Here is a 24,626-nt window from a genome sequence, read left to right as displayed (position 1 = left end):
CCTCAGTCGAACAGGCGCCCGTGGCCGGGCGAGCGCGCATCGAGCCCGGCCTTGCGCACAAGGTCCCAGAAGCCCGCGGGCGAGCTGGAGACCACGGGCACCTTCAGCAGCGCCTCGACCTCTCGCACTGCGTCGAGCGTGACTAGGCCACCGCAGGAAATGAGGATGCCGTCCGCGCCCGGCTGCGCCTCGAACACCTTCCGGCTCAGGTCCACCAGCACCTGCGTCGGCACCGTGCCGACTTCCTGCACGTCGGAGATGGACAGGCCTTCGAGCGCCAGCGGCTCGAAGTCGTTCTGCTCAAGGTAGTTCCGCAACTGAACATTGACCTCGTCGATGTACGCCGTGGCCACCGCCACGCGCCGCACGTTCAGGCTGCGGAGCCCGGCGACGATGGCATTGCTCATGGTCGTGCAGACAAGCCCCGTGGCGCGCGCCATCTCCGCTTCGAGTTGCCGGTTGAATGCGGCGCCGCGAAAGAAGCTCAGCGAGGTGCCCATGAGCGAGACGGCGCTCACGCCATCGGCCTTGAGTTGCAGCGCCTTGGCGATCACCGAGTCGATGACCTCGGTGTATCCGCGCGTGGAGATTTCGCCGAGGCCGAGGCCGCGCGCGCTGAAGCGGATGCGGTCGCCGTAGAGCAGCGGACCGTCCACCGGCACGGCGCCGGCGGCGGGGGGGACGATCAAGCCGAGATGTGCCACCTCAGCCTCCTTCCGCCACGATGCGTTGCTCGGTGATGATGCGCTTCCACCGCACGGTTTCATCGGCCATGTCCTTGCCCAGCTGGGCCGGCGTCGAATAGGCCCGCAGCGTGCCCTGCGCTGCCGCAGCGGCGCCGGCCTCCGGCGTATCGAGCACCGTCTTCACCGCCGCCGAGAGCTTGTCGACGATGTCGCCCGGGGTGCCTGCCGGTGCGAGCACGAAGATGCGCGGCGCCACGTCGAAGCCCGGCAGCGCATCGGCCAACGGCGCGACGCTTTCCGCGCCCTCGAGCTTCGCGTTGTTCATCAGCGCCACCGCACGCAGCTTGCCCGCTTTGGCCTGCGCCATCGCCGCCGTCGCGCTGACCACGCCGATGGGCACCTGCCCGCCGATCACATCGGGCACGATCTGCGCGGCGCCCCGGTACGGCACATGCACCACGAAGCTGCCGGTGGACTGCTTGAGCATCTCGAAGCCCAGGTGCTGCACCGTGCCCACGCCCGAGGTGGCGAAGGAGAAACGCCCCGGGTTCGCCTTGAGCTGGGCGACCAACTCGGCCGGCGTCTTCGCGGGAAAGTCGTTGCCGGTGACGATCATCAGCGGCGAGATGAAGGCACCCGCCACCGGCTTGAAGCTGGTCAGCGGATCGAGCGCGATCTTCGGCTGCAGCAGCTTGGCGATCAGCAGGGCGCTGTCGCCCATCATCAGCGTGTAGCCGTCGGGCGCTGACTTGGCGACGAGGTCGGCGGCGATGAGGCCGGTCGCGCCGGTGCGGTTCTCCACCAGCACCTGCTGGCCCAGCACCGTCGACAGCCGCGTGCCCAAGAGCCGCGCGACTGCATCGACGCCGCCGCCGGCCGAGTAGCCGACGATGAGGCGGATGGGCTTGTCGGGATACTTCTGGGCCCAGGCCGAGGGCACCGCGAGCGCGCCCGCAAGGCCCAGGGCCATTGCTGCCTGCAGTGCACACCGGCGTGTCGGGCGGATCGCTTGTCTGGTGTTCATCGTGTCTCCGTTGTCTTTTTTGAATGGCCGGTGGCTCAGGCCTTGCCCTTGCCGTGCGAGGTCGGCAGCTTGGCAAGCTCGCGCACGCGTTCCGCATTGGGCGCAAAGCCGAGCCCCGGCGTCTCGGGCAGTGTGAGCCAGCCCTGCTCGGGCACCGGCAGGCCGTCGAAGATCTGCTTGAGCATCTGCACCGCCACGTAGTGGTATTCGACCAGCCCGCCGTTCGACACGCCCGCATGCAGGTGCATGTTGTGGAAGGGCCAGGCGCCGCCGTTGTCGATGGGCACGTTGAAGGCCTGCGCCATGCCCGCGATCTTCAGGCACTGCGAGTAGCCGCCCGAGATGGTCACGTTGGGCTGCAGCACGTCGGCCGCCTGGTTCACCAGCAGGTCGCGAAAGCGGAAGGCCAGGCCCTCGTTCTGGCCGCAGGCGAGCGGGATGCTGGTGCGCGCGCGCAGCTGGGCCATCTGGCGCACGTCGTTCTGCGTGAGCGGCTCCTCGAAGAAACTGATGCCGTAGGGCTCGATGCGGCGCGCCAGCTCGGTGGCGTGGAACAGGTCAAGGCCGCAGTTGGCATCGACGTACAGCTTCACGTCGGGGCCGACGGCCTCGCGCACCGCAGCGACACGGCGCACGTCTTCGGCGATGACTTCGTCGATCGGCCGCGGCTCGTCGCGGCGCGCGAGCGCATGGCCGCCCACGGTCATCTTCAGGCGCTGGAAGCCCTGAGAGACCCAGAGCTTCGCGGCGGCGGCGAGCTGGTCTCTCTCGAAGAAGCCGAAGCCGAAGGTCGCGTACACCGGCACCTTGGAGCGCGCACCACCCAGCAGGCGCCACAGCGGCTGCCCGAGCGCCTTGGCCTTGAGATCCCACAGCGCGATGTCGAGCGCGGCGATGGCGTGGCTCGCATAGCCGGTCTGGCCGCGCGGCGAGAGGAGCCAGTAGAGCTTGTCCCAGAGGCGCTCGGTGGCCATCGGGTCTTCGCCGATCAACGCCGGGCCGGCCACCTCGCGCACGGCGGCGGCGATGATCTCTTCCTCGGTGATGGCGGTCATGCCGTGGCCGACGAGGCCGGTATCGGTCTCGATTTCCGTGAGGCACAGCGAGAGCGAGGTCTGCTTGTTCAGGCCCAGCACGTCGATGGTGACGGGAATGTTCAGCGGCGTGGCGCTGACGCGAACGATCTTCAAGATTGTCTCCTTGGGTGTGCACGCATCTTTGCGCGCGGCCCGCCGGAGAACAATTCGTTTTTGGCGACTTCGAGCCTTCGCGCCGCGCGAAGGCTCGCGGCCCGCAGGATTCAGTCGGGCCGGCCCAGGTGTTCGAGCACCGAGCGCGCAGCCACGGTCAGTTCCTGCTGCCTGCGAACGCACAGCAGGTGGCGCCGCATGGCCCACGGGGCATCGAGCTTCAGGCAGCGCAGCTTCAGTATCTGCAGCTGCGGCAGGATGGCCGCATAGGGCAGCACGCCGATGCCCACGCCCTGCTCCACCATGCGGCAGACCATGTCGAAGCTGCCCACCTGCATGCGCACCTTGAGCGGCACCTGCGCCTCGAGCGCGGCGCTCAGCAGCACGCGGTGCAGGGCCGTGCCTTCGCGCACCACGATATGGTCGTGGCGCAGCACCTCTTCCACGCCGATGCGTTTGCGGCGGCCGAGCGGATGGTCGCGCGCCACCACCACGGCGAGTTCGTCGGTGCGGTACGGCAGGCATTCGAGCGTCTCGGCGGGCGTGTTGCCCTCGATCACGCCAATGTCGGCCAGGCCAGCCTGCACCGCCTTCACCACCTCGGTGCTGGCGCGCTCCTGCAGGTCGATCTTGAGCACCGGGTGCAGCCGCAGGAACGAGCCAATCTGCGCCGGAAGAAATTGCGCGATGGTCGACGCATTGGCCGTGATGCTGACCACGCCCGCCACGCCGTTCTGGAAGTCATCGAGCTCGGCGCCGAGCCGGTCCATGGCCGAGAGCACGGCGCGCGCGTGCAACAAGAGGCCGTGGCCCGCCGAGGTGAGCGTGACGCCGCGCGCATGCCGCACCAGCAGCGGCAGCCGCGCGCGGGCTTCAAGGTCGGAGATGCGTTTGCTCGCCGCCGCAAGCGCGATGTGACAGCGCTTGGCGCCTTCGCTGATGCTGCCGTGGTCGGCGATGGCCACGAAGAGGCGCAGCGATTTCGGGTCGGCGGACATGCAGGTTTGCCTTCTGGCCTTCAACCACGATGACGCGCGATCAGCGACACGTCATTCCACCGCAGCCCAGGCCCGGGAACACCGCGGAACCGGCTTTGCCGGGCCGCTGGTGTTGCCCCCGGCGAGGGGGTTGACGAAGCGACACGAAGTGCGCGAAGACTGGGGGTGAGCTTCATCCGGGCGCCACGAGATGATCGAAGAGTTCGCGCGCCGAGGCCGGCAACTGCTCGCGGTTGCGCGCGATGAGCTTGAGTTCGCGCTCGGCCCACGCATCGCTGAGCGACACGGTCGCGATCTGCATCGCCATCGACAGACGCTGCGCCGACGAGGACGGCAACACGCCGACACCCACGCCCGCTTCGATCATCAGGCAGATCGCCTCGAAGCTGCTGACCTGGATGCGCGGGTTGAAGCCCCGGCCCGCCAGCTCCGCGCGCCGCTGCAGGAAGCGATGGATCGCGCTGCCGTGGTGCAGGCCCACGTGCTGCTCGTCGAGCGTGTCGGCAAAGGCCACCGAAGGCGCGCCGGCCAGGTGGTGCGTTGTGGGCACCACCAGCACGAGCTGGTTGCTGCCAAAGGCGCGCGCGTCGAAATCGCCGGTGTGCACGTCGCCCGCGAGGATGCCGATGTCGGCCTCGCCGTCGGCCACCGCACGCACGATTTCCTCGCTCAGGTATTCGCGCAGGTCCACCTGCACGGCCGGGTGCTGCGTGAGGAAACCCGCGAGCTTCTGCGGCAGGTATTCGGTGATCGAGGTGGTGTTGGCGAACACCCGCACATGGCCCTTGATGCCCTTGCCAAAGTCCTGCATGTCGCAGCGCAGGTGCTCCATCTGCTGCATCACGCGCTTGGCGTGATAGAGCACCGCCTGCCCCGCGGCCGTGAGGCTCACGCCCTGCGCGCTGCGGTGCAGCAGCTTGCCGCCCACGGCCTCCTCCATCTGCTTGATGCGGGTGGAGGCCGCCGCCAGCGAGATGCAGGCCTTCTCGGCGCCGCGCGTGAGGCTGCGCGCATCCGCCACGTAGACGAACAGTTTCAGGTCGAACAGGTCGAAATGCAGGTTCACCGGGTGGGCACGCAGGAAGCGGGAGGAATGCGCATTGTCCAGCGAATGGCGCCGCACGCCTTCCACGGCGCATGAAGCCACCAAGGCCATTTCGCGGGACACCGCGGAACCGGCTTCGCCGGGCCGCCGGTGTTGCCACCGGCGAGGGGGTTGGCGAAGCGACACGAAGTGCGCGAAGCCTGGGGGAGTTCCATTCAGATTGGGTCCCAGCTGAACACGTCGGCCGAGCGGTCCAGCGGATAGAAGCTCGCACGCATCGCGGGCATGGCGTGCTCGGCAATGCTCTGCGGCGTCCAGCCTTCCGAGCGGTGCACCGAGCGCACCGGCCGCGGCTGGCTGATGAGCGAGATCTCGTTGTTGCGCACCGAGAAGATCTGCCCGTTGACCGCACTCGCCGCATCGCTTGCGAGGTACACCGCGAGCGGTGCAACCTTGGCCGGCGTCATCTGCCTGATCTTGTCGACGCGGGCGCGCTGCTCGTCGGTGTCGGTGGGAATTGCGCCGATCATGCGGCTCCACGCGAAGGGCGCGATGCAGTTGGAGCGCACGTTGAACTTCAGCATGTCGAGCGCGATCGACTTCGACAGCGCCACGATGCCCAGCTTGGCCGCCGCGTAGTTGGCCTGCCCGAAGTTGCCGATGAGGCCCGAGGTCGAGGTCATGTGCACCATCGCGCCCGCGTTTTGTTCCTTGAAATGCGTGGCGGCCGCGCGGCTCACGTAGTAGGCGCCGTAGAGGTGCACCTTGAGCACCGCATCCCATTCGTCAACCGACATCTTGTGGAAGAACCGGTCGCGCAGGATGCCGGCGTTGTTGACCACCGCATCGATGCGGCCAAAGCTTTCGATGGCGCATTCGACGATGCGCGCGGCGCTGGCGGCATCGGCCACGCTGTCGGTGTTGGGCACGGCCTCGCCGCCTGCGGCACGGATCTCGTCGACCACCTGCTGCGCCGGGCCGGCGCTGCCGCCTGCGCCATCGAGCGCAGCACCGATGTCGTTGACCACCACTCTTGCGCCGTTCTTGGCCATGGCCAGCGCGATGTCGCGCCCGATGCCACCGCCCGCGCCGGTGACGACGACCACTTTTCCTTCAACCATTTTTGTCTCTGCTCCGGATGTTCGACCGCCCGCGGGTTCGCGGGGTCGATCCAGAATGCCACAGGGGGCGGGGAGCGAGTTTCGGATTTCAGAAGGGGGACTTCAGCCCCCTGCCGCGCTCACTGCCGCGCCGTGCGGATATTCGCCGGCAGCGCCTGCGGCCAGCTCGTGCGGAACGGGTTGATGTCGAGCCCCCCGCGTCGCGTGTAGCGCGCATACACCGCGAGCTTGGTGGGTTTGCAGCGGCTCCAGATGTCCGTGAACATCCGCTCCGCGCACGGCTCGTGGAACTCGTTGTGGTTGCGGAAACTCACGATGTACGCGAGCAGCCCTGCCTGGTCGATCGGCGGGCCGCTGTAGCGGATCTGCACGCTGCCCCAGTCGGGCTGGCCGGTGACGAGGCAGTTGCTCTTGAGCAGGCGGCTGGTGAGGGTTTCGTTCACATGCACCTGCGTGGTGTCGCTCGTGAGCAGCTCCGGGGCCGGCAGGTAGTGCGTGCATTCGATGTCGAGCCGGTCGAGGTCCAGGCCGTCGATCTCGTGCACCGGCTCGCGGTCGAACAGATCGGGCGTGAGCAGCTTCACGCCGATGCCTGCGGACTGGTCGCTGCCGCGCCACGCGGCTTCGGCCAGGTCGGTGCGCAGGTGCTCGCGCACGGCGTCGATGCTTGCGAAGGTGCTGTTGTTGAAGCTGTTGAGGTACAGCTTGAACGACTTGCTCTCGATGATGTTGGGCGTTTCGCAGGGAATGGTGAAGTGCGCGATGGCCAGTTGCGGCTTGCCGCGCGGGTTGAGCCAGCTCACCTCGAAGGCGGTCCAGAGGTCCGCGCCGAAGAAGGGCAGCGCATCGGTCTTGATGCCCATGGCTTCGCGCTGCGTGGCGCGGGCGATGGGAAAGAGCAGCGACGGGTCGTACCTGTCGGCGTAGGCCGAGGCGCGGCCGAGTTGCGATTGCTCGGGGGTGTTGGGATTGTCCGGGTGGTTGTCGAGGCTCATGGCGTCTTGTCCTTGGCGTCCGCGGCATGGGCGAACGGTGCGATGTGGTTGGCGAGGATGGTGCAGACCTCGGGCGGGAGGTCGTGCCCCATGCCGGGAACTGAAATGAAGGTCGAGCCGGGGATGCGCGCCGCCGAATCCTTGCCGCAGGCGATGGGCACGAGCGCATCGGCTTCGCCGTGCAGCACCAGCGTCGGCCGCCGGATGCGCGCGAGCAACTGAGGGCGGTCGTCGTCGGCGCCGATGGCGAGCATCTGCCGCATCAGCCCGGCCGGGTGGTAGGCGCGGCGCATGCTGAAGGTGAGGCGCTCGGCCAGTTCCTGGTCGGTCTGTGGATAGGCCGGGCTCTGGATCAGCCGCAGCAGCCGGATGCTGTGCGCCACGAGCGCGGCCTCTCCCTTGCCCAGGGGCCGGCGCATGAGCATGGCGCCCACTTCGCGGCGCGGGCCGGGCAGGCCGCGCGCGCCGCTCGAACTCATGATGCTCACGAGGCTGGCGGTGCGCTCGGGCGCCGTGGCCGCGAGGCGCTGCGCGATCATGCCGCCCATCGAGGCGCCGACGATGTGCGCCCGGGCGATGCCCAGCGCGTCGAGCACGCCGATGGAATCGAGCGTCATGTCCTGCAGCGTGTACGCCGAGCGCACCTTCAGACCGAGCCGGTGGCGGATGGTTTCCCAGACGATGTTGCGCACGCCCACGTGGTCGAACCCTTGGCTCAGGCCAATGTCGCGGTTGTCGTGGCGCACCACGCGAAACCCCGCGTCGACCAGCTGCTGCACGAAGGCGGTGGGCCATGCAACCAGCTGCATGCCCAGGCCCATGATGAGCAGGATGACGGGGCGCCCTTCGCCCCCGGTGTCGTCGACTTCGATCTGCAGCCCGTTGGCGGTGACTTTCATCGGTTCCTTGTTACTTGAATTCGCGCTCTCGCAGCCACTTGGTGGCGACCCACTTCTCGCCTGCGAGCACCGGCGCGCCGCCGTGCAGCGTGCGGGTGACCGGGTCGGGCCGGTCGTAGCTGAAGAAGACGCCGGTACCGCGCACGGGCGCCACTTCGAGCCCCACGTCGGGGAAGGTGGTGGCGCCGCCCTGTTCGGGCTCCTGCAGGTACATCACCAGCGTGGCCACGCGCTGGCCGCCTCGTTTCAGGATGGTGGGCGTGCCGGGCTCGTTCGGATCGAAGTAGTCGTAATGCGGGCGGTACTGCGCACCGGGCGCATAGCGCAGGATCTGCAGGCCTTCGCCGTATTCGAGCGGCCAGCGCAGCAGCGTGGCCAGGCGTTGTTCGAGCCGCGCGACGATCTCGTTCTCGCCGCGTTCGAAGAACATGCCGTCACTGGTGCGGTCGACGTTGAGCACTTCGCCGCCGGTGCGCGTTTCCACGGTGAGCGAGCGCGCGAGCCGCACGCGCGCCGCGGCGATCAGCCCTTCGCACTCCTCGACAGACAGCAGGTTGCCGAAGACGATGACGCGCGGATGCCGCATCGTCTGCAGCACCTGGATGCGGCGGTCACCAACATCGATGTAGAGCGGCGCGCCATCGAGATCGGGGCCGGGCATCTCGGTGCGTGCCGGCGCCAGCGCCGCCTCGGCAGCGGGAAAGCCGGCCTCCAGCTGGGCCAGCGCCACGTCGGTGGCCGAATCGTGCCAGCCGGCCGCGCGCATCGACGCGCGCAGCGCAGGCACCGAATGACCGGCCGCCAGCTGGGCCACCAGCCATTCGCGCAACTCCGGACTGATCGGTTGGGACATCTCTCAATACTCCTGCACGCTGCGACAAGCCTCGCAGCACATGAAACCACCGTGCCCCCGTCCAGGAACACCGCGGAGCCGGCTTTGCCGGGCCACCGGTGTTGCCCCCTGCAAGGGGGTTGGCGAAGCGACACGAAGTGCGCGAAGACCGGGGGTCATTCCAGTTTCCTCCTGAACACCAGCCTTTCGGCCGTGGACACACTCGCGTCGAAACCATAACCCTCGAGATCGAATTTTTCCAATGCCTTGGGCGTGGCGGCCCTGTGCTGCACGGCCCAGCGCGCGAGCAGGCCGCGGGCGCGCTTGGCGAAGAAGCTCACGATCTTGTACTTGTCGCCCTTCCACTCCTGGAACACGCATTCGACCACGCGGGCCTTGAGCACCGTCTGGTCGACCGACTTGAAGTACTCCTGGGAGGCCACGTTGACGACCACCGGCGTGCGGTCGGCCGCGAGGCGCTCGTTCAGGTGCGCGGCGATGCGCGAGCCCCAGAACGCGTACAGATCCTTGCCGTGGCGATTGGCCAGCTGGGTGCCCATTTCGAGGCGGTAGGGCTGAAGTCGGTCGAGCGGGCGCAGGAGGCCGTAGAGGCCGCTGAGGATGCAGACGTGGTCTTGGGCCCAGGCCAGTTGCGCGGGCGTGAGGCTGCGGGCGTCGAGGCCGCCGTAGACGTCGCCGTCGAATGCGAAGGCGGCCTGGCGGGCGTTCTTGGCGGTGCTCTTGGCCGACCAGGCCTCGTAGCGCGCCGCGTTGAGGGCCGAGAGCTTGTCCGACAAATGCATCAGTTCGGAGATCTCCAGGGGCGACTTCGCGCGCAGCAGCTTGATCAGCTCGGTCGAGGGGCCGCGGGGGGCTTCGAAATGGGGTTGGGTGGCGGGGACTTCAGGGGGAACCGGAGTGTCGTAGTCGAGCGACTTTGCAGGGGAAAGCAGGAAGAGCATCCCGGAATTATGAGTGGCTGCCGTGTCACCGAGTCGCCCCGGTAAAATCGCGGGCTGTCCCACCTGTCCCCACACGGCTCCCCCGAAGGCGCCGTTCTGCATTGCCCATGAGCGAACCCACCACCCCTGCCGCCCAACCCGGACTGGAGAGCCTGTCCAAATCGTTCGAACCCGCCGCCATCGAGGCGCACTGGGGTCCCGAATGGGAAAAGCGCGGCTACGCCAAGGCGGGCTTCCGCGGCACGCAGCAGCCCAAGGAAGGCGCCGATTCGTTCGCGATCCAGCTGCCGCCGCCCAACGTGACGGGCACGCTGCACATGGGCCATGCGTTCAACCAGACGATCATGGACAGCCTCACGCGCCACCACCGCATGAAGGGAGACAACACGCTGTGGCTGCCGGGCACCGACCACGCCGGCATCGCCACGCAGATCGTGGTGGAGCGCCAGCTGCAGGAGCAGAAGGTCAGCCGCCACGACCTGGGCCGCAAGAACTTCGTCGCGCGCGTGTGGGAGTGGAAAGAGAAGTCGGGCAACACCATCACCCAGCAGATGCGCCGCATGGGCGACACGGTGGACTGGAGCCGCGAATACTTCACGATGGACGACGACCTCTCGGCGGTCGTGACGCAGACCTTCGTGAAGCTCTATGAAGAAGGCCTCATCTACCGCGGCAAGCGCCTGGGCAACTGGGACCCGGTCCTGAAGACCTCGGTGAGCGACCTCGAAGTCGAGAGCGAAGAAGAAGACGGCTCGCTCTGGCACATCGCCTACCCCCTCGAAGACGGCAGCGGCACGCTGACGGTGGCCACCACCCGGCCCGAAACCATGCTCGGCGACACCGCCGTGATGGTCCACCCCGAGGACGATCGCTACAAGCACCTGATCGGCCAGCGCGTGAAGCTGCCGCTGGTGGACCGTCTGATCCCGATCATTGCGGACGACTACGTGGACAAGGCGTTCGGCACCGGCGTGGTGAAGGTCACGCCCGCGCACGACTACAACGACTATGCGGTCGGCCAGCGCCACAAGCTCGAGATGATCGGCGTGCTCACGCTCGACGCGACCATCAACGACAACGCGCCCGAGAAGTACCGCGGGATGGACCGTTTCGTGGCGCGCAAGGCCATCGTGGCCGACCTGGACGCGCTCGGCCTGCTCGTCGAGGTGAAGAAGCACAAGCTCATGGTGCCGCGCTGCGCGCGCTCGGGCGCCATCGTGGAGCCGATGCTGACCGACCAGTGGTACGTGGCGATGACGCGCCCGGGTGCCGACGGCCAGTCGATCGCGCAGAAGGCCATCGACGTGGTGAAGTCGGGCGAAGTGCGCTTCGTGCCCGAGAACTGGGTCAACACCTACAACCACTGGATGGAGAACATCCAGGACTGGACCATCTCGCGCCAGCTCTGGTGGGGCCACCAGATTCCGGCCTGGTACGACGAGGAAGGCAACGTGTACGTGGCCGAGAACGAGGCCGACGCACAGGCCAAGGCGCCCGGCAAGACGCTGCGCCGCGACGAGGACGTGCTCGACACCTGGTACTCGGCGGCGCTGGTGCCCTTCTCTTCGCTGGGCTGGCCCGAGAAGACGCAGGACCTGGACCTGTACCTGCCTTCGCAAGTGCTCGTGACGGGCTACGACATCATCTTCTTCTGGGTCGCCCGGATGATCATGATGACCAAGCACTTCACCGGCAAGGTGCCGTTCAAGGACGTGTACATCCACGGCCTCGTGCGCGATGCGCAGGGCAAGAAGATGAGCAAGTCCGAAGGCAACGTGCTCGACCCGGTGGACCTGATCGACGGCATCGAGCTGCCCGAGCTGCTCGACAAGCGCACGCAGGGCCTGCGCAAGCCCGAGACGGCGCCTGCGGTGCGCAAGAACACGCAGAAGGAGTTTCCCGAGGGCATTCCGGCCTTCGGCGCAGACGCCTTGCGTTTCACGTTCGCGTCGCTCGCATCGCTCGGCCGCAGCATCAACTTCGATTCGAAGCGCTGCGAGGGCTATCGCAACTTCTGCAACAAGCTGTGGAACGCCACGCGCTTCGTGCTGATGAACTGCGAGGGCCAGGACTGCGGCCTCCTGGAGCATACGAAGGAAGACTGCAAGGTCGGCGGCCCGGCCCACGGCTACCTGAAGTTCAGCCGCGCCGACTACTGGATCGTCTCGCAGCTGCAGCGTGTGGAAGCCGAGGTGGCCAAGGGCTTCGAGGAGTACCGCCTCGACAACGTGGCCAACGCGATCTACCAGTTCGCGTGGGACGAGTTCTGCGACTGGTACCTTGAAATCGCCAAGGTGCAGATCCAGACCGGCGACGATTCGCAGAAGCGCGCCACGCGCCGCACGCTGATCCGCACGCTCGAGACACTGCTGCGCCTGGCGCATCCGGTGATTCCGTTCATCACGGAGGAGCTGTGGCAGAAGGTCTCGAAGGTGGCGGGCCGCGAAGGCGAGTCGATCATGGTCGCTGCTTATCCGAAGAGCCAGCCCGAGAAGATCGATGAAGCGGCCGAGGCGCATGTCGCGCGCCTGAAGGCGCTGGTGGATGCTTGCCGCACGCTGCGCGGCGAGATGAACGTGTCGCCCGCCACGCGCCTGCCGCTCTACGCGGTGGCCGACGATGCCGAAGGCGCAGCGTTCCTGCGCGAATCGGCACCGGTGCTGCAGGCGCTTGCCAAGCTGAAGGAAGTGAAGGTCTTCGACGACGAGGCCTCGTGGCAAGCCGCGGCCGAAGCGGCGCCTGTCGCGGTGGTGGGTGCGGCGCGGCTGTGCCTGCACATGGAAATCGACAAGGCGGCCGAGAAGCTGCGCATCGGCAAGGAGATCGCGCGCATCGAGGGCGAAATCGCGAAGGTGCACGGCAAGCTCGGCAACGAAGCCTTCGTCGCAAAGGCCCCGCCGGCAGTGATCGAGCAAGAACGTAAACGTCTGGCTGACTTCACCGCCATGCTGGAGCGTTTGCGCGACCAGCTTGTGCGTCTCGGCTGACACACACAGGGCCCGGAAGGCGTTTAGGATGACTGGAGCGGCCTTGCGCCGCTCTGCCGCATCCTGCCCTCTCCCTTTGAAGAAAGACGCTGACTTGCCCATGTCCACTTCCTCGACCCGCATCCGCAAGGCCGTATTCCCCGTTGCAGGCTTTGGTACTCGCTTCCTGCCAGCCACCAAGGCGCAACCGAAGGAAATGCTGCCCGTGGTCGACAAGCCGCTGATCCAGTACGCCGTCGAAGAAGCCTACGCCGCAGGCATTCGCGACATGATTTTTGTGACCGGCCGCAACAAGCGTGCGATCGAAGATCACTACGACACCGCCTACGAACTCGAAAGCCAGCTCGAAGCCAGCGGCAAGGATGCGCTGCTGAAGATCGCGCGTTCGGTGATGCCCGACGACATGACCTGCTCATACGTGCGCCAGCCGCGCATGCTGGGCCTGGGCCACGCCGTGCTGTGCGCCGAGCACCTGGTCGGCAACGAGCCCTTCGCGGTGCTGCTGGCCGACGACTTGATGGTCGGCCCCGATGGCGGCGAACCCGTGCTCGCACAGATGACGGCCGCGTTCGCGCGCCTTGGCGGCTCGCTGCTCGCGGTGCAGGAAGTGCCGCTCGCGCACGTCAAGCGCTACGGCATCGTGGCTGGCGATCAGATCGAAGAAGGCCTCGTGAAGGTCAATCGCATGGTCGAGAAGCCCAAGCCCGAAGACGCGCCCTCGCGACTGGGCGTGGCGGGCCGCTACATCCTCACGCCGGGCGTGTTCGACGAGATTCGCAACCAGCCCAAGGGCGCGGGCGGCGAGATCCAGCTGACCGACGGCATCGCGGCGCTGATGAAGAAGGAATCGGTCTACGCGTATGCCTACAAGGGCATCCGCTACGACTGCGGCAGCAAGGAAGGCTTCCTGCAGGCCACCGTGGAACTGGCGCTCGCACACCCGGAGGTGGGTGACGAATTCCGCGAATACCTCAAGAGCCTGAAGCTCTGAGAGGTGCCGAGAAGCACGAAATAAAAAAGGGGCCACGTTGGGCCCCTTTTCCTTTGGTGCTCGCTGCTAGCGCCGCTTCAGCACGTGAATGAAGTCGGTACCGACCGTCTGCTGCTCCATGAGCTCGTTGCCGGTCTGGCGCGCGAAGGCCTGGAAGTCGCGCACCGAGCCCGGGTCGGTCGACACCACCTTGAGCAATTGCCCGCTCGCCATGTCGTTGAGCGACTTCTTCGCCTTGAGGATGGGCAGCGGGCAGTTCAGTCCGCGCGTGTCGATTTCGCGATCAACTTCCATGCTTGGGCTCCTCGGGCGGCAACTGAAGCCCGCGGCGGCGCTCCTCGTTCTCTGCCGCGGTGAAGAAGACGGGCTCGTGGCCTCGCGTGCGCAGCCAGTCGGCCAGGGCATAGCCGGTGCCCGCGGGCCAGCAGCGAAGGTCCGGCAGGTCGTAGAGGCGGTAGTCCACCAGCTCGGGCGAGAGCTTCACCTCGCCATCGGCCACCACGTGGTAGGCGATGATGATCTGGTTCATGCGCTGGAAGTCGTAGGCGCCCACGAGCTTGGTGGCGCTCACGTCGAGGTTGGTTTCTTCCTTCACCTCGCGCGCGATGCCTTCCTCGGGCGTCTCGCCGGCTTCCATGAAGCCGGTGATCAGCGCGAACATCTTGCCGGGCCAGGCCGCGTTGCGCGCCAGCAGCACCTGGCCGCGGTATTCGACGATGGCCGCGAGCACGGGCGTGGGGTTGTTCCAGTGCGTGTGGCCGCAGTTCGGGCAGCGCAGGCGCTCCTTGGGACCGCCGTCTTCCATCAACGCGATCCATTCCAGCGGGGTGGCACAGACCTGGCAAAACTTGGGATGGGGCATGGGGCTCTCAGCGTTGTTGTTCTTGAATCCGGGGCTCTTCCAGGAACATCGCAGAACCGGCTTTGCCGGGCTGCTGATGTTGCCCCCGGAGGGGGCTGGCGAAGCGACACGAAGTGCGCATAGCCTGGGGCGGCGTTATTTCATGCGGGAAAGACGCCGGTCGACAGATAGCGATCGCCTCGATCGCACACCACGAACACGATGGTGGCGTTCTCGACCTTCTTGGCAACCTCGAGCGCCGCCCACAGCGCGCCGGCCGCGGAGATGCCGCCGAAGATGCCCTCTTCGCGCGCAAGGCGCCGGCACATTTCCTCGGCGTCGTCCTGGCTCACGTTGATTTCTTCATCGACGCGGCTCGGGTCGTAGATCTTCGGCAGGTACTCGGTGGGCCACTTGCGGATGCCCGGGATGCGCGAGCCTTCGGCCGGCTGCGCGCCGATGATGCGCACGCCCGGGTTCTTTTCCTTGAGGAAGCGCGAGACGCCGGTGATGGTGCCGGTGGTGCCCATGGCGCTCACGAAGTGCGTGATCTTGCCCTTGGTGTCGGCCCAGATCTCGGGGCCCGTGGTCTCGTAGTGGATGCGCGGGTTGTCGGGGTTGGCGAACTGGTCGAGCACCCGGCCCTTGCCCTGGGCGACCATCTGCTCGGCGAGGTCGCGGGCGTACTCCATGCCGCCGCTCTTGGGCGTGAGCACCAGCTCGGCGCCGAAGGCCTTCATGGTCTGGGCGCGTTCGACGGAGAGGTCCTCCGGCATGATCAGCACCATGCGGTAGCCCTTGATGGCCGCGGCCATCGCGAGCGCGATGCCGGTGTTGCCCGAGGTGGCTTCGATCAGGGTGTCGCCGGGCTTGATTTCGCCGCGCTCCTCGGCGCGCTTGATCATCGAGAGGGCCGGCCGGTCCTTGACCGAACCGGCGGGATTGTTGCCTTCGAGCTTGCCGAGGATCACGTTGCCGCGCTTGGCATTTTCGGCTGCATCGATGCGTTGCAGGGCGACCAGAGGGGTCTTGCCAATGGCGTCTTCGATCGTCGGATAATTCATGGCAGCCACTGTGCCATAATTTTGGGCTTCGTTCAGAACCCTGCCCGGGTGGTGAAATTGGTAGACGCAGGGGACTCAAAATCCCCCACCGAAAGGTGTGCCGGTTCGATTCCGGCCCCGGGCACCATCGATACCTCGCTGTCGATATGGGAAATGGGCTCCTCTTTCATGGACGAGAGGCAGACTGAACACCATGCCCAATCGCCCGCGCCGCATCGTGCGCCCCCTCCCCCTTTTTCTCTGCCTGGCCTTGGCAACAGGCGCAGGCACTGCCGCGGCAGCACCCGATTGCACCGTCGCCCTGTGGGGCGATTCGATCCTCTACGGCGGCTTCGGCGCATCGACGACGAACCGCATCGACGAACCGCCGGCCGCCGCGCTCAAGCGCATCCGCCCTGCCTGGACGATTGCCGACTACAGCTCGCCGGGAGACAGCGCCCACAAACGCCTCCCGAGCTTCGTGCTGCAACCGATGCCGGCGCGCGTCGTGGTGCTGCAATACGGGATCAACGATGCCGGCAACGGCTACCAGTACGAACCGGCCCTGCGCGGGATGGTCGACTATGTCAAGGCGGCCGGCAAGACACCGATCGTCACCGGCCTCTCGCACGTAAAGGCCGACCGCATGCCGCAGCGGGACGGCTACGACGCCACGGCACGTCGCGTGGCCCAGGAAGAAGGCGTGCTGTTCGCCGACTGGGGCGGCGTCCGCTTCGACCCCGCCGACATGGTGGACGACGTCCATCCACGGCAACCGTACAGCACGCGCCTCGTGGAAAGGCTCGTGATGGCGCTCGACCAGGTCGCACCCGAGTGCGCGCCGCCCGCCAGGCAGGGCTAGCCGCTCGTCTCGGTCGCGGTGACGCCGCACGCCGCATCCGGCGCCGCCGCACAACGAACCAATTCCGCCGACACACAGCCGCGCGGCGCAGAGGCTCGTCGGCGTTGCATCCCCCGCCTTCCGTCGTCAGGCCTCGGTGCGCAGGCCGGTGTGCACGGTGGGGTGTGCGAGCCGCACGCGCAATTCACGCTTGAGCCGCGTGTTGTCGAGCCGGCGCGATTCGCCCATGAAGCTCAGCAACTGCAGCGGCAACTGGCGCTGCGCCTCCTCCCGCGCCACGCGCGGCGGGCGCGGCATGCCGTAGAGATCGGCCGCGAGATCGACGTAGTCGCCCATGCGCAGTTCGGTGTCGTCCGCGGCGTGGACGATGCGTTGCGGCCGGCCGCGGAACAGCGACGCGATGCAGGCGCGCGCCAGGTCGTCGGCGTGGATGTGGCTGGTGTAGACGTCGTCCTCCTGCCGCAACACCGGCGTGCCGCGCTGCAGGCGCCCGCGTGGCGTGCCGTTCTCGCGGTCCGGCGCGTAGATGCCCGGAATGCGCAGGATGCTTGCGCGCACGCCGGCGCTTCGGCCGAGCCAGCGCACGGCGCGCTCGGCGTCCACGCGACGGTGCGAGCGCGGCGTGTCCGGGCGCAAGGTGCGTGTTTCGCTCACGCGGGCGCCGCCGCAATCGCCGTAGACGCCGCTGGTCGAGCCGTAGACGAGCGCCGACGGCACCGAGCGCAGCCTCAATGCGCGCGCCAGCGCCGTGGTGCGCTGGTCGCGCCACCAGGCGGCGGCGCCATCGCGCGCGGGCGGCGCCAGGTGCAGCACCCGCGTCGCGATGCCCGCCAGCCGGCGCAGCGTCGCCGGCTCGTCCAGGTTGCCCACCAGCGGGCGGATGCCGGCCTCGCGCAGCGCGGTGACCCGATCGGCCGAGGACGTGAGCGCCACCAGCTGCATCCGGCCGCGCAGGTCGCGCGCCACCCGCTGGCCGACGTCGCCGCAACCGACGATCAGGAGGCGCTCGCGCCGGAACCGCGCCGGCAGCGCGCCGGAGGGGCTATTGATTGAAGGCAAAATCCTGTTCCCTTTCCGTTTCAGACCCAGGCTGAAAAACAAGCCGAAGAATACAGATGACTGCTGCACCGCCGCACGAAGCCGGCTTTTCCATCACCGTCGAGCCGAGCGGCCGCCATTTCACGGTCCACGGCGACGAAACCATCCTGGCAGCCGGTATCCGTCAAGGCATCGGCCTGCCCTACGGCTGCAAGGACGGCGCCTGCGGCTCCTGCAAGTGCAAGAAGCTCTCGGGCGAGGTCACCCTCGGTCCCCACCAGAGCAAGGCCTTGAGCGCCGAGGAGCAGCTCGCGGGCTACGTGCTGACCTGCTGCGCCCACGCCACGAGCGATGTGGTGCTCGAATCGCGCCAGGTCACCGAGGCCGGGGCGCTACCGATCCGCAAGATGCCTGTGCGGGTGCTGGCGCTCACGCGGCAATCGCACGACGTGATCATGCTGCGCCTTCAGCTGCCGGCCGGCGAGCCGCTGCAGTTCCATGCGGGGCAGTACGTGGAATTCATCCTGCGCGACGGCGCGCGCCGCAGCTACTCGATGGCCAATGCGCCGCACACGCTGGCCCAGGCGGGCACGGGCATCGAGCTGCACCTGCGGCACCTGCCGGGTGGCAAGTTCACCGACCACGTCTTCGGCGTCATGAAGGAAAAGGAAATCCTGCGCATCGAAGGCCCGTTCGGCAGCTTCTTCCTGCGCGAGGACTCCGACAAGCCGATGATCCTGCTGGCCTCGGGCACGGGTTTCGCGCCGATCAAGGCGCTGCTGGAGCACATGAAATTCAAGGGCATCGACCGCCCCGCCACGCTCTACTGGGGCGGCCGTCGCCCCGAGGACCTGTACATGGACGGGTGGGTGCGCGGCCAGTTGGCCCAGATGCCGAACCTGCGCTACGTGCCCGTCATTTCCAACGCCTCGCCCGACGACAACTGGACCGGCCGCACCGGCTTCGTCCACCAGGCGGTGCTGGAGGACTTCGCAGATCTCTCGGGCCACCAGGTCTATGCCTGCGGCGCGCCCATCGTGGTCGATTCGGCCAAGCGCGACTACGTGGCGCTGGCGGGCTTGCCAGAGGAAGAGTTCTTTGCCGACGCATTCACCACCGAGGCCGACAAGGCCCTGCCCTGATTTCCGATTTCCGATTCCCCATCCGCAGACAGAAAAATGAAAACGAGACACTTCCTCCTCACCCTGCTCGCAGGCGCTGCAACCCTCGCCGCCGGCCACGCCACGGCCCAGCAGCAACGCCCGATCCGCCTCGTCGTGCCGTACGCGGCAGGCGGCCCCATCGACGTCACTGCGCGCATGCTGGCCGAGCGCGTCAAGGATGCCCTCGGCCCGGTCATCATCGACAACAAGCCCGGCGCGGGCGGCAACATCGGCGCCGACATCGTGGCCAAGGCGCCGCCGGACGGCCTCACGATCGGCATCGCGGCCACCGCCACCAACGCGGTCAACCCGTGGCTCTACAGCAAGATGCCGTTCAACGCCGCGACCGATTTCGCGCCGATCACGCAGATGGTCCGCGTGCCCAACGTGCTGGTGATGAACGCCGAGACGGCCAAGCGCCTGAACATCGAGACGGTGGCCGACCTCATCCGCTATGCCAAGGCCAACCCCGCCAAGCTCAACTACGGCAGCGGCGGGAACGGCAGCGCCGGGCACCTGGCGGGCGAACTGTTCAAGAAGGAAGCGGGCATCTTCGCGCTGCACATCCCGTACAACGGCGGCAACCCGGCGCAGTTGGCGCTGATCTCGGGACAGGTCGATTTCAACTTCGACAACCTCGCGACCGCGGCGCCGAACATCCGCTCGGGCAAGCTGAAGGCGATTGCGGTGACGACGCTGCAGCGTAGCGCCTCGCTGCCCGAGGTGCCGCCGGTGGCCGACACGCTCAAGGGCTTTTCGATCGACACCTGGTGGGGCCTCGTTGCGCCTGCCGGCACGCCGCACGACGTGGTCGTGAAGCTGAACCAGGCCTTCGTCGCCGCGCTGAATGCACCGGAAACGAAGACCCGCTTCGCGTCGTTGCTGGCCGAGCCAGTGGGCAACTCGCCCGAGCAGTTCAGCGCCTTCATGAAGACCGAACTCGCGAAGTACGAGAAGGTGGTCAAGGCCACCGGCGCGAAAGTAGACTAACCCCCAGGCTGCGCGCACTTCGTGTCGCTTCGCCAACCCCCTTGCAGGGGGCAACACCTGCGGCCCGGCAAAGCCGGTTCCGCGGTGTTTCTGGAAGGAATTACTCCCCGAGGTACGCGGCGCGAACGCGCGGGTCGCGCAGGAGTTCCTTGGCGTCGCCGTCCATCGTGATGAGCCCGGACTCCATCACGTAGCCACGGTCGGCCAGTTGCAGCGCGCGGTTGGCGTTCTGCTCCACCAGCAGGATCGTGACGCCCTGCGCGGCTACGGTCTGCACCACTTCGAAGATCTTGTCGCACATGATCGGCGACAGGCCCATGGTGGGCTCGTCGAGCAGCAGCACCTTGGGGCGCGCCATCAGCGCACGGCCCATGGCGAGCATCTGCTGCTCGCCGCCCGACATCGTGCCGGCCAGCTGGTCCTTGCGCTCGCGCAGGCGCGGGAAGGTGACGAACACGCGCTCCATGTCGCTCGCGATGCCGGCCTTGTCGGTGCGGATGTAGGCGCCGATCTGCAGGTTTTCGGTGATCGTCATGCGCGTGAAGACGCCGCGGCCTTCGGGCACCATCACGAGGCCTTCACCCACGAGGTCCCATGCGCCGCGGCCCTTGATGCTGCGGCCTAGGAATTCGATGCTGCCCGCGCCCGAGGGCAGCGTGCCGGTGATGGCCTTCATGGTGGTGGTCTTGCCGGCGCCGTTGGAGCCGATCAGCGAGACCAGCTCGCCCTCGCGCACCTCGAAATCCACGCCCTTGACGGCCTGGATGCCGCCGTAGCCGACCTTCAGTCCGCTGACCTTGAGCAACGTCTTGCCGGCCGCCTTGGCCTGGACCGCGGTGGCGCGGGTTGCTTCTTCGCTCGTCATCGTTGCTGCGCTCATTTCAATGGCCCCCCGTTCCGAGGTAAGCCTCGATCACTTTTTCGTTCTTCTGCACGTCGTAAGGCGTGCCCTCGGCGATCTGCTTGCCGTAGTCGAGCACGGTCACGCGGTCGCACAGGCCCATGATGAGCTTGACGTCGTGTTCGATGATCAGGATGGTGCGGTCGTCCTTGCGGATGCGGTCGATAAGTTCGCGCAGCAGCACTTTCTCGGTCGAGTTCATGCCGGCGGCGGGCTCGTCGAGCGCGATGAGCTGCGGGTCGGTGGCCAGGGCACGCGCGATTTCGAGGCGGCGCTGGTCGCCGTAGCTCAGCGTGCGCGCCTTGTAGTCGGCGAACTTGCCGATGCCCACATAGTCGAGCAGCTCGTGCGCGCGGTCGGCGATGGCCTTTTCCTCGGCCTTGAAGCTGCCGGTGCGCAGCATCGCGCCGAAGACGCCCGAATGGGTGCGGATGTGGCGCCCGACCATGACGTTTTCCAGCGCCGTCATTTCGGCGAAGAGGCGGATGTTCTGGAAGGTGCGCGCGATGCCGGCCTTGGCCACTTCGTGCACGGCCGTCGGCTGGTAGGGCTTGCCGGCCAGCTCGAAGGTGCCGCTGTCGGGCGTGTAGAGCCCGGTGATCACGTTGAAGAAGGTGGTCTTGCCGGCGCCGTTCGGACCGATCAGGCCGTAGACCTGGCCGCGCTTGATGGTGATGCCGACGTCGGAGAGCGCCTGCAGGCCGCCGAAGCGCTTGGAGATGCCACGAACGTCGAGGATGGTGTCTGTGGTTGTCGTCATGTCAGTTTCTCCTCGGCTCACGGATTGATCGACATGGGACGCTCGGCACCGCCGGGCAATTCGTCGGCGGGCGTATCGATGCCCGGTGCGTGCGTCTGCAGCGAGCCGGGGGCGACGGCCGCATGGGCCGGATCGACCGGCACGCCGCCCTTGCGGGTCAGCGTCTTGCCGTGCTCGGGCGAGGGCCAGAGGCCGCGCGGGCGAACCAGCATGATGACGATCATCGCGAGCGCGATGAAGAGCTGGCGCAGGATGGATGCATCCAGGCGCCCGTCGGTCATGGCCTGCAGCGGGCCGGCCACGTAGCGCAGCACTTCGGGCAATGCAGCCAGCAGCACCGCGCCGAGGATGACGCCGGGCAGGTGCCCGATGCCGCCCAGCACCACCATGGCCACGATCATCACCGACTCCATCAGGCTGAAGGACTCGGGCGAGACGAAGCCCTGGAAGGCAGCGAACATCGCACCCGAGACGCCGCCGAAGCTCGCGCCCATGCCGAAGGCCAGCAGCTTCATGTTGCGGGTGTTGATGCCCATGGCCTTGGCGGCGATTTCGTCTTCGCGGATGGCCATCCAGGCGCGGCCGATGCGCGAGACCTGCAGGCGGTGCGAGATGATGATCGTGGCGATCACGAGCGCCAGGAAGAGGTAGTAGTACAGCGACACCGAGGAGATGGTGAAGCCGTCGAACTTCCAGGCTTTGCCGAGGTCGAGGCCCCAGAACTTGATCGAGTCGATCGCCGTGATGCCCTTGGGACCGTTGGTGATGTTCACCGGCTGGTCCAGGTTGTTCAAGAACACGCGGATGATCTCGCCGAAGCCGAGCGTGACGATCGCCAGGTAGTCGCCGCGCAGCTTGAGGGTGGGCGCGCCGAGCAGCACGCCGAGCACGCCGGCCACCACGAGCGCAAGCGGAATCACGATGAGAAGCGAGGTGTGCAGCCCGTTCGGGAACATGGCCTTGAACCACGGGAAGGTCTCGGTCAGGTGCGACGAACCCATGAGGGCGAAGAGGTACGCGCCCACCGCGAAGAAGGCCACGTAGCCCAGGTCGAGCAGGCCGGCGTAGCCCACCACGATGTTGAGGCCCAGGGCCAGCAGCACGTAGAGCAAGGCGATGTCGGCAATGCGCACCCAGGCGTTGCCCTGCATCTGCAGAAGCAGCGGCAGTGCGAGCACCGCGATGGCGCCGATCACGTAGAGAGCGAGGTTTTTGCTGTTCTTCATGTCTGGCTCCTTACGCACGATCCGCCACGCGCTCGCCGAGCAGGCCCGACGGTCGCAGCGTGAGCATGACGATCAGCACGATGAACGCGAAGATGTCGCTGTAGTTGCTGCCCAGCACGCCACCCGTGAGGGTGCCGATGTAGCCGGAGCCGATGGCCTCGATGAGGCCCAGCAGGATGCCGCCGACCACCGCGCCGGCGAGGTTGCCGATGCCGCCGAAGACAGCTGCGGTGAAGGCCTTCAGGCCGGGCAGGAAGCCCATCGCGTGTTGCGCGATGCCGTAGTTCGACGCATACATCACGCCGGCGATGGCCGCGAGCACGGCACCGATGATGAAGGTGGCCGAGATGACCATGTCGGGGCGGATGCCCATGAGCGCGGCGACGCGCGGGTTCTCCGCGGTGGCGCGCATGGCGCGGCCGAGCTTGGTGTAGTTGACCAGCCACATCAGCACCACGAGCGAGAACGCAGTGACGCTCAGGATCATGACCTGGGTGGGCGAGATGACCGCGCCGCCCAGGTGGATGGGGTCGGTGGGCAAGAGGTTCGGGTAGGCCTTGTTGGTCGGCTTCCAGATGATCATGGCCAGCGTCTGCAGCAGGATCGACATGCCGATGGCCGTGATGAGCGGCGCGAGCTTGGGGCTGTTGCGCAGCGGCCGGTAGGCCACCTTCTCGATCACGAAATTGAGCGTGGCCGCGACGATGCAGGCAATGATCAATGCAATGAGAAGGACGAGCCAGCCCGGTGTGTTGGGCATGCCGTCCTTCATGAGGCCGATGATGGTCCAGCTTGTGAGAGCCCCCACCATCAGCACTTCTCCGTGCGCGAAATTGATGAGGTTGATGATGCCGTACACCATGGTGTAGCCCAAGGCTATCAAGGCATACATGCTGCCGAGGACCAGACCGTTGATGATCTGCTGCAGCAATATTTCCATAACGCGATTCCCTATGTGTTGCACCGTTGCGGGGTGCCATTCACCCACCGTGGCACCGGTTTGGCGCCCTTGGCTGGACAAGCAAAAAACCAGCCAGCATGTGTCGCAGGCGGATTTGGTGGGCGGGATTGTAAGCACGCACCAGCGCTGATTTGGTGCGGAGCGACCGGGGTTTACCCGCTCACGCCATGCTGTATGGGCGTAAGTTCATGCGTGGCGCACGCTGGGCGCGCAAGAGGGTATCAGTCGCCCTTTTCAGCGTTCAGGCGGCGCAGTTCGCGCAGCTTCTCGCCGATGCGTATTTCGAGGCCGCGGTCCACGGGCTCGTAGAAGACCTGGCCTTCCAGCCCCTCGGGAAGATAGTTCTCGCCGGCAGCGAAACCACCCGCCTCGTCATGCGCGTAGCGGTAGCCCTTGCCGTAGTCGAGCTCCTTCATGAGCTTGGTGGGCGCATTGCGCAGGTGCATGGGCACCGGGCGCGTGCTGTCCTTCTTGATGAGGGCGCGCACCGCGTTATAGGCCTTGTAGACGGCATTCGACTTGGGCGCGATCGCCAGGTACACGACGCATTCGGCCAGCGCGAGCTCGCCCTCGGGCGTGCCCAGGCGCTCGTACACCTCGGCCGCATCGAGTGCCAGGCGCAGCGCGCGCGGGTCGGCCAGGCCGATGTCTTCGCTCGCCATGCGCACGAGGCGGCGTGCCATGTAGCGAGGGTCGGCACCGCCGTCGAGCATTCGCACGAACCAGTAGAGCGCGGCATCGGGGTCGCTGCCGCGCACCGACTTGTGCAGCGCGCTGATGGTGTCGTAGAACTGCTCGCCGCCCTTGTCATAGCGCCGCATGCGCTCGCCGAGCACGCGCAGCAGCCATTCGTCGCTGATGTTCGCGAGCTTCTCGGCGCGGGCTGCGACCGCCAGTGTCTCGAGCGTGTTGAGCAGGCGGCGCGCGTCGCCGTCGGCATAGGCCACGAGCCGGTCGATGGCCGCCTCCTCGATGGCCGGGACCGCCTGGATCGACTGCGCCTTGGCGACGATCTCCTTGAGGTCGCCCTCCGTGAGCGGCTGCAGCACGTACACCGCGGCCCGCGACAGCAATGCCGAGTTGACCTCGAACGAAGGGTTCTCGGTGGTCA

General features: G+C 67.0%; 24 protein-coding genes and 1 tRNA gene. 6 read left to right on the top strand and 19 right to left on the bottom strand.

The annotated features are described in order from the left end of the window. Positions 1-2: 2 nt before the first annotated feature. From RT97_RS08875 to yaaA, 10 genes are all read right to left on the bottom strand, one after another. Entirely contained in the window at positions 3-704 is a 702-nt protein-coding gene (locus RT97_RS08875; RefSeq protein ID WP_042578422.1) for an arylmalonate decarboxylase, read from the bottom strand. Position 705: 1 nt separating this feature from the next. Continuing rightward, a complete protein-coding gene (locus RT97_RS08870; protein ID WP_042578421.1) occupies positions 706-1,710 on the bottom strand; it encodes a Bug family tripartite tricarboxylate transporter substrate binding protein in 1,005 nt (334 codons plus the stop codon). Positions 1,711-1,745: 35 nt separating this feature from the next. Further along, on the bottom strand, positions 1,746-2,900 hold the full coding sequence (locus RT97_RS08865) for a mandelate racemase/muconate lactonizing enzyme family protein (RefSeq protein WP_042578420.1): 1,155 nt from the start codon (positions 2,898-2,900) through the stop codon (positions 1,746-1,748). Positions 2,901-3,010: 110 nt separating this feature from the next. Continuing rightward, on the bottom strand, positions 3,011-3,898 hold the full coding sequence (locus RT97_RS08860) for a LysR family transcriptional regulator (protein ID WP_042578419.1): 888 nt from the start codon (positions 3,896-3,898) through the stop codon (positions 3,011-3,013). Positions 3,899-4,070: 172 nt separating this feature from the next. Further along, positions 4,071-4,964 (bottom strand): LysR family transcriptional regulator, encoded by an 894-nt coding sequence (locus tag RT97_RS08855; RefSeq protein WP_042578463.1) that lies wholly within the window; start codon positions 4,962-4,964, stop codon positions 4,071-4,073. Positions 4,965-5,158: 194 nt separating this feature from the next. Then, the gene (locus RT97_RS08850; RefSeq protein WP_042578418.1) at positions 5,159-6,064 is read right to left on the bottom strand and encodes an SDR family NAD(P)-dependent oxidoreductase; all 906 of its coding nucleotides are present in this window, start codon (positions 6,062-6,064) and stop codon (positions 5,159-5,161) included. Positions 6,065-6,183: 119 nt separating this feature from the next. Further along, positions 6,184-7,059 carry an NADPH-dependent 7-cyano-7-deazaguanine reductase QueF gene (queF, locus tag RT97_RS08845; protein WP_042578417.1) on the bottom strand — a complete coding sequence of 292 codons (876 nt, stop codon included), beginning with the start codon at positions 7,057-7,059 and terminating at the stop codon, positions 6,184-6,186. Continuing rightward, complete coding sequence (locus RT97_RS08840) at positions 7,056-7,958, bottom strand: alpha/beta fold hydrolase (protein WP_042578416.1); 903 nt, start codon at positions 7,956-7,958, stop codon at positions 7,056-7,058. The genes queF and RT97_RS08840 overlap by 4 nt, the downstream gene beginning before the upstream one ends. Positions 7,959-7,968: 10 nt before the next feature. Continuing rightward, positions 7,969-8,811, bottom strand: a complete 843-nt coding sequence (locus RT97_RS08835; RefSeq protein WP_042578415.1) for a 2OG-Fe(II) oxygenase — start codon at positions 8,809-8,811, stop codon at positions 7,969-7,971. Positions 8,812-8,966: 155 nt separating this feature from the next. Further along, positions 8,967-9,752 (bottom strand): peroxide stress protein YaaA, encoded by a 786-nt coding sequence (gene yaaA, locus RT97_RS08830; protein WP_042578414.1) that lies wholly within the window; start codon positions 9,750-9,752, stop codon positions 8,967-8,969. 107 nt (positions 9,753-9,859) lie between these two features. Between yaaA and RT97_RS08825 the strand changes: the two genes are divergently transcribed. Together RT97_RS08825 and galU are read left to right on the top strand one after the other, a co-directional pair. Next, positions 9,860-12,739: a valine--tRNA ligase gene (locus RT97_RS08825; RefSeq protein WP_042578413.1), complete on the top strand. Its 2,880-nt coding sequence runs from the start codon at positions 9,860-9,862 to the stop codon at positions 12,737-12,739. 100 nt (positions 12,740-12,839) lie between these two features. After that, a complete protein-coding gene (galU, locus tag RT97_RS08820) occupies positions 12,840-13,730 on the top strand; it encodes a UTP--glucose-1-phosphate uridylyltransferase GalU (protein ID WP_042578412.1) in 891 nt (296 codons plus the stop codon). Between the two features lie 66 nt (positions 13,731-13,796). Here the strand turns inward: galU and RT97_RS08815 are convergent, their stop codons facing one another. The 3 genes from RT97_RS08815 to cysM all read right to left on the bottom strand — a co-directional run bounded on the left by RT97_RS08815 (position 13,797) and on the right by cysM (position 15,635). Further along, positions 13,797-14,024 carry a sulfurtransferase TusA family protein gene (locus RT97_RS08815; protein ID WP_013539858.1) on the bottom strand — a complete coding sequence of 76 codons (228 nt, stop codon included), beginning with the start codon at positions 14,022-14,024 and terminating at the stop codon, positions 13,797-13,799. Next, the gene (locus RT97_RS08810; RefSeq protein WP_042578411.1) at positions 14,014-14,592 is read right to left on the bottom strand and encodes an NUDIX domain-containing protein; all 579 of its coding nucleotides are present in this window, start codon (positions 14,590-14,592) and stop codon (positions 14,014-14,016) included. Before RT97_RS08810 ends, RT97_RS08815 begins: the two co-directional genes overlap by 11 nt. 140 nt (positions 14,593-14,732) lie before the next feature. Further along, positions 14,733-15,635, bottom strand: coding sequence for a cysteine synthase CysM (cysM, locus tag RT97_RS08805; RefSeq protein ID WP_042578410.1), 903 nt, complete (start codon positions 15,633-15,635; stop codon positions 14,733-14,735). A 42-nt stretch (positions 15,636-15,677) separates the two neighbouring features. Between cysM and RT97_RS08800 the strand changes: the two genes are divergently transcribed. Continuing rightward, a tRNA-Leu gene (locus tag RT97_RS08800) sits at positions 15,678-15,762 on the top strand. 66 nt (positions 15,763-15,828) lie between these two features. Then, the gene (locus RT97_RS08795) at positions 15,829-16,476 is read left to right on the top strand and encodes an SGNH/GDSL hydrolase family protein (protein WP_042578409.1); all 648 of its coding nucleotides are present in this window, start codon (positions 15,829-15,831) and stop codon (positions 16,474-16,476) included. Positions 16,477-16,602: 126 nt separating this feature from the next. Here the strand turns inward: RT97_RS08795 and RT97_RS08790 are convergent, their stop codons facing one another. Beyond that, positions 16,603-17,535: an SDR family oxidoreductase gene (locus RT97_RS08790; protein WP_042578408.1), complete on the bottom strand. Its 933-nt coding sequence runs from the start codon at positions 17,533-17,535 to the stop codon at positions 16,603-16,605. Positions 17,536-17,591: 56 nt separating this feature from the next. Between RT97_RS08790 and RT97_RS08785 the strand changes: the two genes are divergently transcribed. Continuing rightward, entirely contained in the window at positions 17,592-18,656 is a 1,065-nt protein-coding gene (locus tag RT97_RS08785; RefSeq protein WP_042578407.1) for a CDP-6-deoxy-delta-3,4-glucoseen reductase, read from the top strand. Between the two features lie 36 nt (positions 18,657-18,692). After that, positions 18,693-19,667 (top strand): Bug family tripartite tricarboxylate transporter substrate binding protein, encoded by a 975-nt coding sequence (locus RT97_RS08780; RefSeq protein ID WP_042578406.1) that lies wholly within the window; start codon positions 18,693-18,695, stop codon positions 19,665-19,667. 100 nt (positions 19,668-19,767) lie between these two features. On the opposite strand, the gene RT97_RS08775 is transcribed toward RT97_RS08780, so the two are convergent. The 5 genes from RT97_RS08775 to RT97_RS08755 all read right to left on the bottom strand — a co-directional run. Next, a complete protein-coding gene (locus RT97_RS08775; protein ID WP_042578405.1) occupies positions 19,768-20,532 on the bottom strand; it encodes an ABC transporter ATP-binding protein in 765 nt (254 codons plus the stop codon). A gap of 16 nt (positions 20,533-20,548) precedes the next feature. Continuing rightward, positions 20,549-21,328, bottom strand: a complete 780-nt coding sequence (locus tag RT97_RS08770) for an ABC transporter ATP-binding protein (protein WP_042578404.1) — start codon at positions 21,326-21,328, stop codon at positions 20,549-20,551. A 17-nt stretch (positions 21,329-21,345) separates the two neighbouring features. After that, positions 21,346-22,554: a branched-chain amino acid ABC transporter permease gene (locus tag RT97_RS08765; RefSeq protein WP_042578403.1), complete on the bottom strand. Its 1,209-nt coding sequence runs from the start codon at positions 22,552-22,554 to the stop codon at positions 21,346-21,348. Between the two features lie 10 nt (positions 22,555-22,564). Beyond that, positions 22,565-23,494, bottom strand: coding sequence for a branched-chain amino acid ABC transporter permease (locus RT97_RS08760; protein ID WP_042578402.1), 930 nt, complete (start codon positions 23,492-23,494; stop codon positions 22,565-22,567). Between the two features lie 242 nt (positions 23,495-23,736). Further along, the coding region (locus tag RT97_RS08755) for a replication-associated recombination protein A (RefSeq protein WP_042578401.1) at positions 23,737-24,626 on the bottom strand (890 nt) is incomplete at its 5' end.

This window comes from Variovorax paradoxus (assembly GCF_000834655.1).
Classification (GTDB): Bacteria; Pseudomonadota; Gammaproteobacteria; order Burkholderiales; family Burkholderiaceae_C; genus Variovorax; species Variovorax paradoxus_F.
Note: the sequence above shows the minus strand (reverse complement) of the source record. Positions and strands in the feature narration are given on the sequence as shown.

Excerpts from the sequence above, each read along its gene's own strand:
- galU (WP_042578412.1), top strand. The coding sequence starts at position 12,840 with ATGTCCACTTCCTCGACCCGCATCCGCAAGGCCGTATTCCCCGTTGCA.
- RT97_RS08810 (WP_042578411.1), bottom strand. The coding sequence starts at position 14,592 with ATGCCCCATCCCAAGTTTTGCCAGGTCTGTGCCACCCCGCTGGAATGG.
- RT97_RS08775 (WP_042578405.1), bottom strand. The coding sequence starts at position 20,532 with ATGACGAGCGAAGAAGCAACCCGCGCCACCGCGGTCCAGGCCAAGGCG.
- queF (WP_042578417.1), bottom strand. The coding sequence starts at position 7,059 with ATGAGCCTCGACAACCACCCGGACAATCCCAACACCCCCGAGCAATCG.
- RT97_RS08840 (WP_042578416.1), bottom strand. The coding sequence starts at position 7,958 with ATGAAAGTCACCGCCAACGGGCTGCAGATCGAAGTCGACGACACCGGG.
- RT97_RS08770 (WP_042578404.1), bottom strand. The coding sequence starts at position 21,328 with ATGACGACAACCACAGACACCATCCTCGACGTTCGTGGCATCTCCAAG.
- cysM (WP_042578410.1), bottom strand. The coding sequence starts at position 15,635 with ATGAATTATCCGACGATCGAAGACGCCATTGGCAAGACCCCTCTGGTC.
- RT97_RS08825 (WP_042578413.1), top strand. The coding sequence starts at position 9,860 with ATGAGCGAACCCACCACCCCTGCCGCCCAACCCGGACTGGAGAGCCTG.
- RT97_RS08860 (WP_042578419.1), bottom strand. The coding sequence starts at position 3,898 with ATGTCCGCCGACCCGAAATCGCTGCGCCTCTTCGTGGCCATCGCCGAC.
- RT97_RS08850 (WP_042578418.1), bottom strand. The coding sequence starts at position 6,064 with ATGGTTGAAGGAAAAGTGGTCGTCGTCACCGGCGCGGGCGGTGGCATC.
- RT97_RS08780 (WP_042578406.1), top strand. The coding sequence starts at position 18,693 with ATGAAAACGAGACACTTCCTCCTCACCCTGCTCGCAGGCGCTGCAACC.
- RT97_RS08815 (WP_013539858.1), bottom strand. The coding sequence starts at position 14,024 with ATGGAAGTTGATCGCGAAATCGACACGCGCGGACTGAACTGCCCGCTG.
- RT97_RS08785 (WP_042578407.1), top strand. The coding sequence starts at position 17,592 with ATGACTGCTGCACCGCCGCACGAAGCCGGCTTTTCCATCACCGTCGAG.
- RT97_RS08870 (WP_042578421.1), bottom strand. The coding sequence starts at position 1,710 with ATGAACACCAGACAAGCGATCCGCCCGACACGCCGGTGTGCACTGCAG.
- RT97_RS08835 (WP_042578415.1), bottom strand. The coding sequence starts at position 8,811 with ATGTCCCAACCGATCAGTCCGGAGTTGCGCGAATGGCTGGTGGCCCAG.
- yaaA (WP_042578414.1), bottom strand. The coding sequence starts at position 9,752 with ATGCTCTTCCTGCTTTCCCCTGCAAAGTCGCTCGACTACGACACTCCG.
- RT97_RS08795 (WP_042578409.1), top strand. The coding sequence starts at position 15,829 with ATGCCCAATCGCCCGCGCCGCATCGTGCGCCCCCTCCCCCTTTTTCTC.
- RT97_RS08765 (WP_042578403.1), bottom strand. The coding sequence starts at position 22,554 with ATGAAGAACAGCAAAAACCTCGCTCTCTACGTGATCGGCGCCATCGCG.
- RT97_RS08760 (WP_042578402.1), bottom strand. The coding sequence starts at position 23,494 with ATGGAAATATTGCTGCAGCAGATCATCAACGGTCTGGTCCTCGGCAGC.